Genomic DNA, 14,868 nt, shown 5'->3' with positions numbered 1-14,868 from the left:
AATGCCTCCTTAATTCGTGACGCGTATAACCGAATAGACATCGGGAATCTGCTTGATCTTTTCCACTACCCGGTTCAGGTGCGAAATATGAGGAATCATGATGGTCATGTTAATCGTCGCGATTTTATCGGAGTCTGCTTTGCCGCTGACCGCCGTGATTGTCGTCTTCGCTTCGCTGACCATATGCATCACTTCGTTGATCAACCCCGTCCGGTCATACGCCTGGACTTCGATATCGATCGCGTAATCTTTTTTCTCTGGCGATTCCGCGTTTTCCCATTCGACCGGGATCAACCGGTCGGTCTGGTCAGCGTGGACATTCGGGCAATCGGCGCGGTGGACAGAAACACCCCGGCCTTTCGTAATAAACCCGATGATGCTGTCGCCAGGCACTGGGTTGCAGCAGCGCGACAAACGGATCATCATATTGTCGATGCCGCGGACGATGACGCCAGAATCGGTTTGTTTGCGCGGTGCGGGCGATTTCATCTCCACCGTAATTTTCTCGAGGGCTTCTTCCTGCTCGCGGCGCTTGCGCTGCTTTTCCGCCAAGCGGTTGACGACTTGCTGGGCAGTGATGCCGCTGAAGCCGACCGCTGCATACATATCGTCTTCGCCCGCAAAATTGAATTTTTCGCAGACGCGTTTGATGTTGTCGTTCGTCAGAATGTCTTTGACGTTGAATTCCTGCGCACGGATTTCCTTCTCGATCAGTTCTTTGCCCTTTTGGACATTGTCGACGCGCAATTGCTTTTTGAAAAATTGCTTGATCTTGTTTTTCGTCTGCGTCGATTTGGCGATTTTCAGCCAGTCGCGGCTTGGGCCGAACGATTGCTTCGATGTCAGGATTTCGACGATGTCGCCTGTCTTCAATTCCGTATCGAGCGGCACCATCTTGCCATTGACTTTGGCGCCGATGGTTTTATTGCCAATTTCCGAATGGACCCGGTATGCGAAATCGATTGGCACGGAACCAGCCGGCATTTCGATGACGTCGCCTTTTGGCGAAAAGACATAGACCATGTCGGAAAACAGATCGTATTTCAGCGATTCCATGAACTCTTCCGCGTTATCCGCTTCGTTCTGGAAATCCAGGATTTCGCGGAACCACGTCAAGCGGGAATCGACCGTGTTTTTCGGCATATCAACTTTCCGGCCTTCTTTATACGCCCAATGCGCTGCTACCCCGTATTCCGCGATGCGGTGCATTTCTTCCGTGCGGATCTGCACTTCCAAAGGATCGCCCTGCGGCCCGATGACCGTCGTATGCAGCGATTGGTAGAGGTTCTGTTTCGGCATGGCGATGTAATCCTTGAAACGGCCAGGCATCGGCTTCCACGTCGAATGGATGATGCCGAGCACGGCGTAGCAATCCTTGATGCTGTCGACCGTGATGCGCACGGCCAATAAATCATAGATTTCATTGAACTGCTTGTTTTGCAGCGCCATTTTCTTATAAATGCTGTAAATGTGTTTTGGGCGCCCGAAAAGATCCGCTTCGATTTGGACTTCGTCCAATTGGATGCGGATTTCATCCATGACCTTATTCAAGTAATCTTCCCGCTCGGTCCGCTTCTTTTTCATCAAGTTGACGATGCGGTAATATTGCTGAGGATTCAAATAACGCAGAGCTGTATCTTCAAGCTCCCATTTGATCGTATTGATCCCAAGGCGGTGAGCAATAGGCGCAAAAATCTCCAGCGTTTCGTTCGCTTTGATGCGCTGCTTTTCGACCGACTGGTATTTGAGCGTACGCAAATTATGCAGCCGATCCGCCAATTTAATGAGGATGACGCGGATATCCTGCGCCATCGCCACAAACATTTTACGGTGGTTTTCCGCTTGCTGCTCTTCTTTGGACATATATTTGATTTTGCTGAGCTTAGTCACGCCATCAACAAGCATCGCCACTTCTTCGTCAAAATCGCGCACGATGTCTTCGCGGCTCACTTCGGTGTCTTCCACTACATCATGCAAAAAGCCCGCTGCCACTGTGGAAGGGTCCATCTGCAATTCTGCCAGAATTCCGGCGACTTGGACAGGGTGGACAATATAGGGTTCGCCGGATTTACGGAACTGCCCCTCATGCGCCTTCAAGGCCACTTCGTAAGCTTTATTAATCGTATTCACATGATCGGCATTCATATAAGACGCACACATGTCAAATACGTCTTCGGGAGTCCTAACTTGATCTTTCGCCATAATTGCCCACCTTGCTTTTAGTTTTAACGTAAGTATATCTATACATTATAAAAAACAATTGGGACAAAAGTAAAGCTTTGTCACAGCTTCTCCATGACTTTAATGAACTCTCGGAGATAATCCGGCAAATCCGGCGGACGGCGGCTCGAAATTAAGTTGCCGTCAACGACAACCGCTTCATCGATCCATTCCGCTCCGGCGTTGGCCATATCGTCTTTAATGCCCGGGGTGCTCGTGACTTTTCTGCCTTTCAGAATGTCTGCAGAGATCAAGACCCAGCCGGCGTGGCAAATCTGGCCAATCGGCTTATTGTTCTTGTCCATATAGCGTACGATGTTCAGCACTTCCGGGAAACGGCGGATTTTGTCCGGCGCCCAGCCGCCTGGAACCAGCAGCGCGTCGTAGTCGCTAGGTGTGATGTCCCCCCACGCAAAATCCGATGTTGCCGGAACGCCGTATTTCCCGATATAGGCATTGCCTGCCTCCTCGCCTGCAAGATGCACTTCTGCCCCTTCTTCACGCAGCCTCAGGATCGGGTACCATAATTCCAGGTCTTCAAAGTCATGATGGACGAAACTCAATATTTTCTTTCCGGTTAATTTCATTAGTTCTTCCTCCTTGAGTCTATATAATTTGAACTTATCATTACTTATAATCGATATTCCGCAAATCAGCTGCGCTTGCCGCGGGCGAGCGCCAAGTCTCCTCGGTCGCTTCGCTTCCTGCGGGGTCTCGGCTGTCTCGCTTTCCCGCAGGCCTCTCCGCTGTTTTGCTCCATATCGAGAAATATCTTAGCAGAGGTGCGTCAAGGAGCAACGCACCTTCATGATTCGAAGCGACTTTCACTATGCTATTTCTTTAGTTCAACTTATATAGTTAATAATAAAAATGGACCAGCAGCTATTCCCGATAGATTTCTTCTTCGACGACATTTTTACTGCCTTTGCCGATCTGCACGGCCCGCTCTGAAGAATGCAGGCAGCGGAGTTTGCGGACGCTGACATCCGTGGCGCATTGGCTGCCGCCCGCGACGAAGACATCGGCTTTCGCTTTTCGGAAGCCTGTGATCGTACCGTTTGATAATGCGACATGCCCGGCCTTGTACTGGATTGCGGCTGCTGGATTATTGCTGTAATCGGTATCGGGATCGCCGATGAACAGGAAATGGTTGATGGCGACATTGCGGTAGCCCGACACCACCAGCGCGCGCGGTGCTGACCCTACGTACATCTCAGTGAAGACAGGAGCCACCGATACAAGGCGCTGCGCGAGGATGTTATACGCAGTCATGGAATCAGGGTCGTCCGCTGTATGGTGGCCGATATGGCGGAAATTGAACGAACGGTTGTCGCGGACCGACAAATGGCCCGAAATAAAGACCCCAGTTGCCGCTGATGACGTGGCGTGGGCTTTTACTTCCACGCCGCCGAAACAATTTGAAGTCGAATTGTTCAAGAGCCACACGAAACGCGAGCCGTCATCAATTTCAATGCCGTTCGAGTTGGAGAACCCTTTCTTATGTGAACGTCCGCTTGGGTCGCAAAAATGCGAATTGGAAATGAAGATGTAATCGCTGTGATGGGTCGTGACGCCGTCATCACCGAAGCCATAGCCTGTGCAGCGGTCAATCCAGATAAATTGGCTGCCCCCTCTTGCACGCTTGCCGTCGCCGCCGTAATTATAGAATGTCGATGACACGTCAAAACAATGCAGCCCGGGATTAGCCGCTGCTACTCCCTTCGCCCAGCCATACGTAACTTTGGCAAAAGTCAGGCAGCTCGAGAAGTTATTGCCGGCACTTGTGTTTTCAACATCGCCCAGCCGTTCGACGTTCCAGTCCAGCCCGATGTTCTCGACCGAGATGTGGTGGTTGCCGCGGAACGGATTGGCGTTCATGACAAGCCGCTGCCGCTTGGGTGCCTTGTCGTGGAGCTTCACTATGCTAGCCCCTTTGCCTTCTCCCCGAAGCCGTGAAAAGGATGGCATCTCGATTTTGCGCACAACGTAGATGCCTTTCGGTACATAGACGTCGGTGCGTCCACTGCCAAAAGCTTTTTTGAAAGCAGCTGTGCAATCGGTCACACCGTCTCCGAGAGCGCCGAAATCCTCGACATTGACGACTCGCGTCAACGCCTCTTGCAAGCTTTTGTATTCCTCATCGAGTTCCTGTTTCCATTCCGGCATAGCTTCATCGCCTTCGACGAGTTCAGCATAGCCATTCGGATCTTCAATGGAATTGTCCTGTGCCAGCACTACCCATAAGCGGTCGCGCCAATCCTTCCGGTATGTTCCGCCCGGCTTCGGCCCTTCACCTTGGATACTGCGGAATAACTCCCGTGTTTCGTCCGTGATGCTGCCAAGTGACCCGGAATCCTCCAGAATCCCTGTTAAAATCGCGTTATTTGTTGCTGGATCGTGGTATTTGCTTAAATGCATGAATCATCACCTCCATTGACCATACCCTTTTTCAACAATGCTATGTATTCAAACTAAAAAAACCTCCGCCCAAAAGGCGGAGGAAAGAGATTAATATTGCATCAAAGTCATGACATCATAGCCGACCAATTTATCGCGGCCATCAAGATAAGTCAATTCAATGAGGAATGCACAACCGACGACTACGCCGCCTAATTGTTCAACAAGGTTGATCGTTGCTTCGATCGTGCCGCCAGTAGCCAGCAAATCGTCAGTGATCAATACGCGTTGGCCTGGTTTGATGGCATCTTTATGCATCGTCAGGACGTCTTTGCCGTATTCCAGGCCGTATTCAGCGCGGATGACTTCGCGCGGCAATTTGCCTTCTTTGCGGACAGGTGCAAAACCTATGCCGAGTGCATACGCAACGGGGCAGCCAATGATGAAACCGCGTGCTTCAGGGCCCACGATGATTTCAGCGTTGACTTGTTTCGCATATTCCACAATCTGGTCTGTCGCGTATTTATACGCTTCGCCGTTGTCCATGATTGTTGTGATATCTTTGAAGCGAATGCCGGGCTGCGGCCAATCTTCTACAATTGTTACAAACTGCTTTAAATCCATATTTCTTCCTCCTTGGCTGCCACTTTCGCGTCAAACCACTGTTTTAAGTCTTTATAAGATGCATACAGCAGCTTCTGTTCCAAAGCGATTTGCTGTTCGCGTTTTTTGTAGATGGGCGCTTCAGTCAAGTCACGTTTGCTTGGAGCTTTAGCAATCTCTGTAAGTCCATTGTTAAGTGTAACAAAATCAAGTTCAAAAAACACCTGCAGCATGAAAAATAATGTTTCACGGCTCCAGCCTTTGTGCTTCGCCAACTCGTCGCAATGCTTTTTGAAGTCGAATGTGCCCCGTTTCTTGATGAACGAGAACAGCCATGCGAATTGTTCGCGCGTCGGAATCTGCTCGAAATACTGCGATTCTTTGGCATAGAAATGTGCGTAGATCCGCTTCGGCTTGAGTTCCGCAAGAACTGCTGCGAGCTCATCTTCGGCATCCGGCAAATCGAGCAGCACGAGATGGTATTTATGCGCTTCGAGCCCTTTCAAGTCCTCCGTCCCCAGAATCGTCTGGCCGAGCAAACTTTCAAAGACTGCCGCGGTATCCGGACGGAACGCCAGGAACACTTGGTTCTTGTCGGGAATCAATTTCGACCAGCGTGCCACTTGGCGGATGCCGCGGATGTCATACAATTGCCATTCATCGGTGCGGACATCTTCGATCATCAGCTGCGGCTTTTTACGGCCGTTCCATTCATTCACCTGCAAGTCGCCGATAACGTCGATTTTCACATCAGGCGTCAGTTCATCGCCGACGGGGCCTAAGCCGAAGCCTACCGCATCTATCGTGGCCGCATCTTGTGCAAGTTCCACTTTCAAATGGTTCTGCGAAGCGCCGATTTTACGGATGGATGACACTGTCACATCACCGAGGAAAAACTTCGGTTTTGCAAAGCCCATGCCGAAAGGCGCCAGCATACGCATCGATTCAATTGTTTCCGTGTCAATCTCATCCAAACGCACGGGAATATCGATTTCCACGACCGGCACCAAATCTTCCTCCGACAATCCCGCTTCCGCCTGCTTGTTCAAGCGGCTGCGCAATTCATCGACATGCTCGATGTCGAGCGTCATGCCAGCTGCCATCGGATGGCCGCCAAAATGCGGCAGGATGTCGCGGTTTTCCGCCAGCTCGTTGTATAGGTGGAAGCCTTCAATGCTGCGGGCAGAGCCTTTCGCTTTGCCGGTTTCCGGGTTGAGCGACAGCACGATCGCCGGGCGGTAATATTGCTCGACCAATTTCGATGCCACGATGCCGACGACGCCGGGATTCCAGCCTTCCTGCGCGACAATGATGACGTGCGGCGGGCCGTCCGGATAGCGCTGTTCCACTTGCGCAGTCGCTTCTTCAGCAATTTGCTTGACGATTGCCTGGCGCTCTTTGTTCAAAACGTCCAAACCGCCTGCCAAACTTCTCGCTTCTCCTATATCTTCAGTCATGAATAAACGCACAGCCGGATCTGCGTCCTGCAGCCGGCCGATCGCGTTGACGCGCGGACCGAACATAAAGCCGATCGTTTCTTCCGTAATGTCGCGCTGCTTAACGCCGGATACTTCTGCCAACGCCTCGATTGCCGGGCGCGGTGAATCTCTCAGCGCCTCAAGCCCCGCTTTTACTAGGATGCGGTTTTCACCGTGCAAAGGCACCAAGTCGGCAATCGTGCCGATGGCCACTAATTCAAATAAATGCTCTGGCACGTCTTCGTACAGCGCTTGCGCCATCTTGAACGCCACGCCAACGCCGGCAAGCTCGCCGAACGGGTATGAGCCTTCCGGATGGCGCGGATGGATGACCGCTAATGCGTCCGGCATCACGTCACCGATATCATGGTGGTCACTGATGATGACATCAAGACCTAAGCTGTTGGCGAAAGCGACTTCATCAATGCCCGAAATTCCGTTGTCGACAGTGACGATGAGCGTTGCGCCTTCGTCTGCCGCTAGCTGGAATAATTCTTTATTAGGTCCGTAGCCGTGTTTGAAACGGTTCGGGATTTTAAATGAGGCTTCTGCCCCCAAGTCTTCCAATACCGTCATCATGACCGTTGTACTTGTTACGCCATCGGCATCATAATCGCCGTAGACGACAATTTTTTCCTGGTTTTCAATAGCGCGGCGAATGCGTTCAACCGCAATGTCCATGTCTTTCATCAGATAGGGATTATGTATGTTTTCCATCCCGACAGCCATGAAGTTCTTCGCTTTTTCAGCGCTCGAAATACCGCGCGTCACTAAAATTTTCGCCAATACCGATGAAATGGATAATTCTTGTTGTATGGCTTGTACCAGCCCTTCATCGGGAGTGGTCAAACGCCATCTTTTTTTGGATTCGATCATCGTCATTCACTTCCTCACCGGTCCATTATACAGGAAAAAAATCCAGACAAAAAGGAGTTGCCTCCATTTAACATCGAAGGCCGCTCCTTTAGCTTAAAATCTTTCCTTGTCTTCCACCGTTTTGCCGTCTGTCACAACCATTGCTTCCGGCTGGACATCCAGTTTCTGGTATTCCGCGATTTCATTCTGCTGCGTTGCAATCAGCGATTCTTTGACAGCGATTTCTTTTTGAAGGGCATTGTTTTTGCGCTTCAGCGAAAAATTACGGATGATGGCAATCGTCGAACTGAGCAGTACGCCGAGCAGCGCCGATACCAGAATAACGAGAATTAGCGGCCATTGCGCTTCGCCGAATACATAGTTGACCGGTACCGAATCGACATTGACAACTGCGAATAAAGCGATGATGACTGCAAAAATAAGGCCAAGCAAAATCAACCATTGAAATTTCATAATAAATTCATCTCCTTCCGTAAGTATAAAAAAAGAACAGGGTCATTAAATCCATACCCTGTTCCTTTTCCTTTATAAACTTATCCCACTGTAAGGGGCATTATGCCTCTTACGGAGTGAGTTTTCCTTTATACCACAGGCTCATCAGAACCCCATTTGTTTTTCTCTTCAAGTTTCTCGATGTCGATCGGGCCTTTTTTGTTAAGTTCGCGCTTTTTAAGCACGAGCCATAACTGGGCTGCGATGAAAATCGAAGAATACGTTCCAGCGATCAAGCCGATCAATAAAGCAATCGAGAAGTTGGTGATCGAAGGAGCACCGAAGATCAATAGCGCAACGACGACCAGCACCACTGTCAGCACGGTATTAACCGAACGGACGAGCGTCTGGCGCAATGATCTATTGACTATATCAGCCAGTTGATCTTCCGTTTCGATTTTCTTCACGCGCTTCATGTTCTCACGGATGCGGTCAAACGTCACGATTGTATCGTTGATCGAATACCCGACAATCGTCAGCACAGCTGCGATAAACGTGATATCAACTTCCAGCCTTAGCAAGCTGAACACGGCGACGATGAAGAATGCATCATGGATCAACGCCACGATCGACGCAACACCCATGCGCCACTCGAAGCGCAACGTCGCGTAAATGACGATGCCGATAGCCGCAATAAGAAGTGCGTAAAGCGCATTTTTGGCCAATTCCTGGCCGACCGTCGGCGAAACGGTAGAAACGTTCGGCTCGACGCCGTATTCTTCCACTGCTGCCGACTTCAAGTCATTGATTTCTTCTTGGCTGAATTCTTCCGTATACCGGGTTACAGCCAAATTGGAATCGTCGCCGGAAATGACGACATCTTCTGTCTCAAAGCCGCTTTCCGACAAGAAGCTTTCAACCTGCTCTTTGGAAAGAGCCGCATCAGACGTAATTTCAACTCGCGTACCTTGCGTAAAGTCGATTCCCAAGTTCAAGCGGAAAACGCCGATGACGATCATACCGATCACGATGGTGATGATCGACGCCGCGAAGAATTTATTGCGGCTGCCGGCGAAATCAAACCGGTCAAATGGCGTCGTCAAATCATAGATTTCTTTGTTCTCTGACGGATCATGGACTTTTGATTTATTCAATCCGAACCAGCTGAATTTATTGTCCATTACACCGCTGCCAACCAATAAGCCAAGCAGTACGCGTGAACCCCAGACAGCGGTCAGGAAGCTGACCAGAATCGAGATGATCAGCAATGTCGCAAAACCTTTGACAGAGCTGGTACCGAAAATGAACAATACGATAGCAGCGATCATCGTAGTGACGTTAGCGTCCAAGATAGCTGAGAACGACGAAGCCGCTCCCGCTTTGAACGATTCACGCACCGAACGCCCAGCACGCATTTCCTCGCGGATACGCTCGTAAGTAATGATATTGGCGTCAACAGCCATCCCGACACCCAGCACGATCGCTGCGATACCTGGAAGTGTCAGCACCCCGCCGATCAATTCGAACACTAAGAGGATCAGGTAAATGTAAACCGACAGCGTTACCACTGCGATCAGCCCTGGAACCCGGTAATGGACGATCATGAACAGCAAGACGAGCGCAACACCGATTGCTGCGGCGAATACGGTCTGTTCAAGCGCCTGTGCGCCAAATTGCGCGCCGACAGAAGTCGAGTATACTTCTTCTAAGCTTACCGGAAGAGCTCCGGCGTTCAAGATGCCGGCCAAATTCTGCGTTTCTTCTACAGTAAATGAACCGGAAATCTCAACGGATGGCGAATTGATGCGCTGAGAAACCCGTGGATCCGATACGAACTTCGGATCCGGCTTGCCAAGTTCCTCGACGTAGGAATCAACGCCTTCTTCAAAATCAAGCCAGATAACGAGGACGTTTTCCGGTGGCGGCAATTGCGAAATCGTATTTGTGACTTCAGCAAATTTGCCTGGATCGTTCAGCTCAAGCGTAACAATCGGTGCGCCATTCTGGTCGAATGTCGCAGATGCGCCGCCTTGCTTCAGATCGTTCCCCGCAAGCATCACTTCATCGTTGGCGTTGCGGAACGTCAGATTGGCTTCAGTCGACAACAGCTCACGGGCAGTGGCCTGGTCTTCGACGCCAGCCAATTGCACACGGATGCGGTTGCCGCTTTCGATCTGGATGACCGGTTCACTGACGCCGAGTACATCGATCCGGCTGCGCAAAGCGTTGACCGTGTCAGACAGCACAGCGTCCGTAATTTCCTGCCCTTCCTCAAGCGCTTCAACTTGGTAGAGAACTTCGAATCCGCCCTGCAGATCCAGTCCAAGCTTGATGTCTTTAGCAATAGGTAAACTCGTGGCGCCGACGGTTCCTAACAGTACAATGACCAATAAGAAAAAGGCGATAATGCGACCTCTTGACTTCATATGTAATTATTCCTCCTCGATGTGAAAACACAGCACTATCATTATGAAACAGGTCTGGAAAGGTGTCAAACGGAATCCGGCTTTTTCGTCGGGCGCAGCAGCTCTTCAAGATTCGCTAAATTGCCTTCTGAAAACCAATTGCCGCCTTTTAGCCCTTCTACTTGATGGTAGGCGACGAAATCAGATGCACGGATGTCCATAATGCCGTTGACCATTTCATGCAGCCTCATATCCCCGATATCTTTTTTGCGCCATTTTTTCTTAATGCAATAATCCCATAAATCTTCAGCAGAGAACGTATCGTATTGAAAATAACGGAATTCAGCAATCTTGCTTTCAAGCGCAGGCAGAACGACATCATATTGATCGGTAAATTTTAACATTTTCTTGCTCCTTCCATCCGTTCTTTTCCATTGTAGCCGATTGCGGGAAGATTGAGAACAATGGCTTTATTTTTTATGGCTTTTATTTCAAGTTTGGTTGTGGTTAATTCTTAAACACAAGAAGCAAGCTCTTGAACACCGCTGCGGACGCTTTGGGCATGGCTCTCGCAAAGAGTCGAGAAGAACACTCGTCTCATTGCTTCGCCTAGCCCTTTGCAGCGCCTTCGCTAGATACGCTCTATTAGAAAAGAAAAATTTTTTTGGTCCTGTTAATTTGTAGATAAGTAGCAAAACTGACGAGAAGCCTGTAAGACTCTGCCCCCTGTCCCTGAATCGCTATGCTAGCTTCGAGACATGAAAGTGCGTTGCATCGCTACGCTAGCTCCAGCCCATGTCTTGCCCGCGGCAAGCGAGGCAGTTTTGCGGAGTATCAATATGATGAATCATTTGTGAACCTAAATTATTTTCGATTAAAAAAAATCGCCTTCGGTATCGAAGGCGATCGTTTCATTAGACCGTCGTTTTCGCTGCATCCACAACGCGGGCGATTGCCTGGCGTTCGAATTGCATGCGCGTGCCGTCTGCAACAGTTATGTAAATTGTTGCATCGTCGACTGCGTCAACTGTTCCGTGGAGGCCGCCGATTGTTACGATCCGGTCTCCGCGGCGTAGTTCCGACTGCATATTAGCTGTCGCTTTCTGGCGCTTTTGTGCCGGACGGATGATGAAAAACCACATTAACAAGAACATTAATAGTAAAGGTGATAACGCAATAATTGTATCCATTTTTTCAATTTCCCCCCTTCGCTGTCTCTTATTCTTATTAGAAATTCTTAGCGTTTGGCTTATTGAAACCATAGGCTTCAAAAAATTCTTCGCGGAAATCTCCCAGGCGGTCTTCGCGTATCGCTTGTCGCACCTGTTCCATTAAGTTTAACAGAAAATGAAGATTATGATAACTAGTAAGTCGAAGTCCGAAGGTTTCATCTGCGCGCAGCAAGTGATGAACGTAAGCGCGTGAGTAATTCGTGCACGTGTAGCAGCTGCATTTGTCGTCAAGCGGACCGAAATCGTGTTTGAATTTCGCGTTCTTGATGTTCAAGCGCCCTGTGCTTGTCATCAAGGTGCCGTTGCGCGCGATGCGAGTTGGCAAGACGCAGTCGAACATGTCGACGCCGCGAATCGAACCGTCAATCAACGAATCTGGTGAGCCGACGCCCATCAAATAGCGGGGTTTGTCAGCTGGCATGAACGGCGTTGTGAATTCCAATACGCGGTTCATGACATCTTTCGGTTCACCGACAGACAAGCCGCCGATTGCGTAGCCTGGGAAATCAAGCGATACAAGGTCTTGCGCACTTTGGCGGCGCAAGTCTTCGAATTCGCCGCCTTGGATGATGCCGAACAAACCTTGATCTTCTTTGCGGGCATGCGCCGCGATGCATCGTTCTGCCCAGCGGGATGTGCGGTCGACGCTTGATTTCATGTATTCATGCGTCGCCGGATATGGCGGGCATTCGTCAAACGCCATCATGATGTCAGAGCCCAAATCGTTCTGGATTTCCATCGCCTTTTCCGGGCTCAGGAATAATTTGTCGCCGTTCATGTGGTTGCGGAAATGGACGCCTTCTTCTTTGATGTTTCGGAATTCGCTCAATGAAAACACTTGGAACCCGCCGGAATCCGTTAGAATCGGACGGTCCCAGTTCATGAATTTGTGCAGGCCGCCTGCTTCTTTGATAACGTCATTGCCCGGGCGCAGCCATAGGTGATACGTGTTGCTGAGGATGATGCCCGCATTCATCGCTTTCAATTCTTCCGGCGACATCGTCTTGACCGTTGCCTGCGTGCCGACCGGCATGAAAGCCGGTGTTTCGAACGAACCGTGCGGCGTGTGTACGATTCCAAGGCGCGCACCTGTCTGTTTGCATGTTTTTATGTGTTCGTACCATACTGCTTGTGTCATTGTTGTGTCTCCTTTTTCGCTGGTTCAATGAACATTGCGTCTCCGAAACTGAAGAAACGGTAGCGTTCTTGGACTGCTTCTTGATAGGCGTTCAAAATGGCGTCACGGTTCGACAATGCGCTGACGAGCATGACCAAAGTCGATTTCGGCAAATGGAAATTGGTGATCAAGCCGTCAATCGCTTTAAATTCATAGCCCGGGAAAATGAATATATCCGTCCAGCCGCTGTCTTCCTGCAATTCGCCGCCGAATTTATTGGCCACGGACTCAAGCGTGCGCGTCGATGTTGTGCCGACTGAAATGACGCGTCCACCGCTTTTTTTCGTGTTGTTGATCAGGTCCGCAGTTTCTTGGGTGATGCGGTAGAATTCCGCGTGCATTTCGTGGTCTTCGATCGAATCGACCGACACGGGACGAAATGTGCCGAGCCCGACATGCAGCGTGATGAAGGCGATGTTGACGCCTTTCGCACGGATCTCGTCCAATAGCGCATCGGTGAAATGAAGGCCGGCAGTCGGTGCCGCGGCACTTCCCCGCTCTTTCGCAAAGACGGTTTGGTAGCGGCCCTGGTCTTCCAGCTTTTCACGGATATACGGCGGCAATGGCATTTCGCCCAATTGCTCCAAAATCTCGTAGAAAATGCCGTCGTAGACCATTTTGAAATGGCGGCCGCCGTGGTCCAAAAGCCCGACGCATTCCGCTTTCAGAAGACCTTCGCCAAAGGATATTACGGTCCCGATTTTCACTTTTTTAGCCGGCTTGACGAGTGTTTCCCAAACGTCTTCGCCGATTTCTTTCAGCAGCAGCAATTCGATGTTCGCACCTGTGTCTTCTTTGACGCCCATCATGCGCGCCGGCAGCACGCGGGTATCGTTCAGCACAAGCGTATCGCCGGCATGGAGATGCTCAACGATGTCGCGGAAATGGCGGTGCGTGACATCGCCTGTTTTTTTATCCATGACCAAAAGCCGGCTCGACGTACGGTCAAGCAACGGCGTCTGGGCAATCAATTCTTCTGGCAGTTCAAAATCAAAATCATTTACGTTCATTTTTTAAAACTTCCTTTATTTAGATTCAGGCATTTCCATCTGAAAATGCTCATAAGCCATTGCAGTGACAACGCGCCCTCTTGGCGTGCGCTGGATAAAGCCGATTTGCAGCAGATACGGTTCGTAGACATCTTCAATCGTCGTCGACTCTTCCCCGATGCTTGCCGCAATCGTATCAAGGCCGACCGGACCGCCGCGGAAACGGGTGATCATGCCGACCAGCAATTTATGGTCGATGTGGTCGAGGCCGAGCGGATCGACTTGCAGCATTTCGAGCGCCTGGCTCGCGATGTCTTCCGTGATCGTGCCGTTGCCGCGAACTTGCGCAAAATCACGCACGCGCTTCAGCAGCCGGTTGGCGATACGCGGCGTCCCCCGGGAGCGCCTTGCGATTTCCACCGCGGCGTTCGGCGCAATGTCCGCTTCAAAGAGCTTTGAGCTGCGCTCGACGATATCTGTCAGCGATTCCGTGTCGTAATAATCCAAGCGTGCATGCACGCCGAAACGGTCTCGCAACGGCGCAGACAAGGCGCCTGCGCGCGTCGTCGCACCGATCAGCGTGAACGGCGGCAAGTCGAGCCGCACTGAACGCGCGGTCGGCCCTTTGCCGACCACGATATCGAGGCAGAAATCTTCCATCGCCGGATACAGCACTTCTTCGATTGAGCGGTTCAAACGATGGATTTCATCGATGAACAGCACGTCACCCGGTTCCAATGACGACACGATGGCCGCCAAATCGCCCGGGCGTTCGATTGCCGGTCCGCTGGTCATTTTCACGCCGACTTCCATTTCATTGGCGATGACCGCAGCGAGCGTCGTCTTCCCGAGTCCAGGAGGCCCGTACAACAAGACGTGGTCCAGGCTTTCCTGGCGCATTTTTGCCGCTTCGATGAAAATCTCGAGGTTGTGCTTCACTTTATGCTGGCCGATATACTGCGACAGAAATTTCGGGCGCAGCGACTGTTCAAAGCGTTCGTCAAATTCCGATATTTCGCTGCCGATTACACGTTCTTCCATGCCGTTCGCCTCCTTTTC

At 50.7% G+C, this 14,868-nt stretch carries 12 protein-coding genes; all 12 read right to left on the bottom strand.

What is annotated here, in order from left to right; translation table 11 throughout:
- Window positions 1-9: 9 nt before the first annotated feature.
- The 12 genes from QMA09_RS03340 to ruvB all read right to left on the bottom strand — a co-directional run bounded on the left by QMA09_RS03340 (window position 10) and on the right by ruvB (window position 14,850).
- Window positions 10-2,202 (bottom strand): RelA/SpoT family protein, encoded by a 2,193-nt coding sequence (locus QMA09_RS03340; protein ID WP_290212014.1) that lies wholly within the window; start codon window positions 2,200-2,202, stop codon window positions 10-12.
- A gap of 80 nt (window positions 2,203-2,282) precedes the next feature.
- Window positions 2,283-2,807, bottom strand: coding sequence for a type 1 glutamine amidotransferase domain-containing protein (locus QMA09_RS03335; protein WP_290212013.1), 525 nt, complete (start codon window positions 2,805-2,807; stop codon window positions 2,283-2,285).
- A gap of 295 nt (window positions 2,808-3,102) precedes the next feature.
- The gene (locus tag QMA09_RS03330) at window positions 3,103-4,638 is read right to left on the bottom strand and encodes a glycosyl hydrolase family 28-related protein (protein WP_290212012.1); all 1,536 of its coding nucleotides are present in this window, start codon (window positions 4,636-4,638) and stop codon (window positions 3,103-3,105) included.
- A gap of 90 nt (window positions 4,639-4,728) precedes the next feature.
- Entirely contained in the window at window positions 4,729-5,241 is a 513-nt protein-coding gene (locus QMA09_RS03325; RefSeq protein WP_135500695.1) for an adenine phosphoribosyltransferase, read from the bottom strand.
- Entirely contained in the window at window positions 5,232-7,574 is a 2,343-nt protein-coding gene (gene recJ / locus QMA09_RS03320; protein ID WP_290212011.1) for a single-stranded-DNA-specific exonuclease RecJ, read from the bottom strand. Before recJ ends, QMA09_RS03325 begins: the two co-directional genes overlap by 10 nt.
- 93 nt (window positions 7,575-7,667) lie before the next feature.
- Complete coding sequence (locus QMA09_RS03315; protein WP_290212010.1) at window positions 7,668-8,027, bottom strand: LapA family protein; 360 nt, start codon at window positions 8,025-8,027, stop codon at window positions 7,668-7,670.
- 128 nt (window positions 8,028-8,155) lie between these two features.
- A complete protein-coding gene (gene secDF / locus QMA09_RS03310) occupies window positions 8,156-10,432 on the bottom strand; it encodes a protein translocase subunit SecDF (protein ID WP_290212009.1) in 2,277 nt (758 codons plus the stop codon).
- Window positions 10,433-10,497: 65 nt separating this feature from the next.
- Complete coding sequence (locus QMA09_RS03305) at window positions 10,498-10,815, bottom strand: post-transcriptional regulator (RefSeq protein ID WP_135500691.1); 318 nt, start codon at window positions 10,813-10,815, stop codon at window positions 10,498-10,500.
- 510 nt (window positions 10,816-11,325) lie between these two features.
- On the bottom strand, window positions 11,326-11,601 hold the full coding sequence (yajC, locus tag QMA09_RS03300) for a preprotein translocase subunit YajC (RefSeq protein ID WP_135500690.1): 276 nt from the start codon (window positions 11,599-11,601) through the stop codon (window positions 11,326-11,328).
- A 37-nt stretch (window positions 11,602-11,638) separates the two neighbouring features.
- Window positions 11,639-12,781 (bottom strand): tRNA guanosine(34) transglycosylase Tgt, encoded by a 1,143-nt coding sequence (tgt, locus tag QMA09_RS03295; RefSeq protein ID WP_290212008.1) that lies wholly within the window; start codon window positions 12,779-12,781, stop codon window positions 11,639-11,641.
- On the bottom strand, window positions 12,778-13,830 hold the full coding sequence (queA, locus tag QMA09_RS03290; protein WP_290212007.1) for a tRNA preQ1(34) S-adenosylmethionine ribosyltransferase-isomerase QueA: 1,053 nt from the start codon (window positions 13,828-13,830) through the stop codon (window positions 12,778-12,780). Before queA ends, tgt begins: the two co-directional genes overlap by 4 nt.
- Window positions 13,831-13,845: 15 nt before the next feature.
- A complete protein-coding gene (ruvB, locus tag QMA09_RS03285) occupies window positions 13,846-14,850 on the bottom strand; it encodes a Holliday junction branch migration DNA helicase RuvB (RefSeq protein ID WP_135500688.1) in 1,005 nt (334 codons plus the stop codon).
- Between the last annotated feature and the right edge of the window lie 18 nt (window positions 14,851-14,868).

This window comes from Planococcus sp. APC 3906 (assembly GCF_030407685.1).
GTDB lineage: Bacteria > Bacillota > Bacilli > Bacillales_A > Planococcaceae > Planococcus > Planococcus koreensis.
Note: the sequence above shows the minus strand (reverse complement) of the source record. Positions and strands in the feature narration are given on the sequence as shown.

What these genes read in the sequence shown, in the direction of transcription:
- queA (WP_290212007.1), bottom strand. Translation starts at nt 13,830, where the DNA reads ATGAACGTAAATGATTTTGATTTTGAACTGCCAGAAGAATTGATTGCC.
- yajC (WP_135500690.1), bottom strand. Translation starts at nt 11,601, where the DNA reads ATGGATACAATTATTGCGTTATCACCTTTACTATTAATGTTCTTGTTA.
- secDF (WP_290212009.1), bottom strand. Translation starts at nt 10,432, where the DNA reads ATGAAGTCAAGAGGTCGCATTATCGCCTTTTTCTTATTGGTCATTGTA.
- QMA09_RS03340 (WP_290212014.1), bottom strand. Translation starts at nt 2,202, where the DNA reads ATGGCGAAAGATCAAGTTAGGACTCCCGAAGACGTATTTGACATGTGT.
- recJ (WP_290212011.1), bottom strand. Translation starts at nt 7,574, where the DNA reads ATGATCGAATCCAAAAAAAGATGGCGTTTGACCACTCCCGATGAAGGG.
- QMA09_RS03335 (WP_290212013.1), bottom strand. Translation starts at nt 2,807, where the DNA reads ATGAAATTAACCGGAAAGAAAATATTGAGTTTCGTCCATCATGACTTT.
- ruvB (WP_135500688.1), bottom strand. Translation starts at nt 14,850, where the DNA reads ATGGAAGAACGTGTAATCGGCAGCGAAATATCGGAATTTGACGAACGC.
- QMA09_RS03330 (WP_290212012.1), bottom strand. Translation starts at nt 4,638, where the DNA reads ATGCATTTAAGCAAATACCACGATCCAGCAACAAATAACGCGATTTTA.
- QMA09_RS03305 (WP_135500691.1), bottom strand. Translation starts at nt 10,815, where the DNA reads ATGTTAAAATTTACCGATCAATATGATGTCGTTCTGCCTGCGCTTGAA.
- tgt (WP_290212008.1), bottom strand. Translation starts at nt 12,781, where the DNA reads ATGACACAAGCAGTATGGTACGAACACATAAAAACATGCAAACAGACA.
- QMA09_RS03325 (WP_135500695.1), bottom strand. Translation starts at nt 5,241, where the DNA reads ATGGATTTAAAGCAGTTTGTAACAATTGTAGAAGATTGGCCGCAGCCC.
- QMA09_RS03315 (WP_290212010.1), bottom strand. Translation starts at nt 8,027, where the DNA reads ATGAAATTTCAATGGTTGATTTTGCTTGGCCTTATTTTTGCAGTCATC.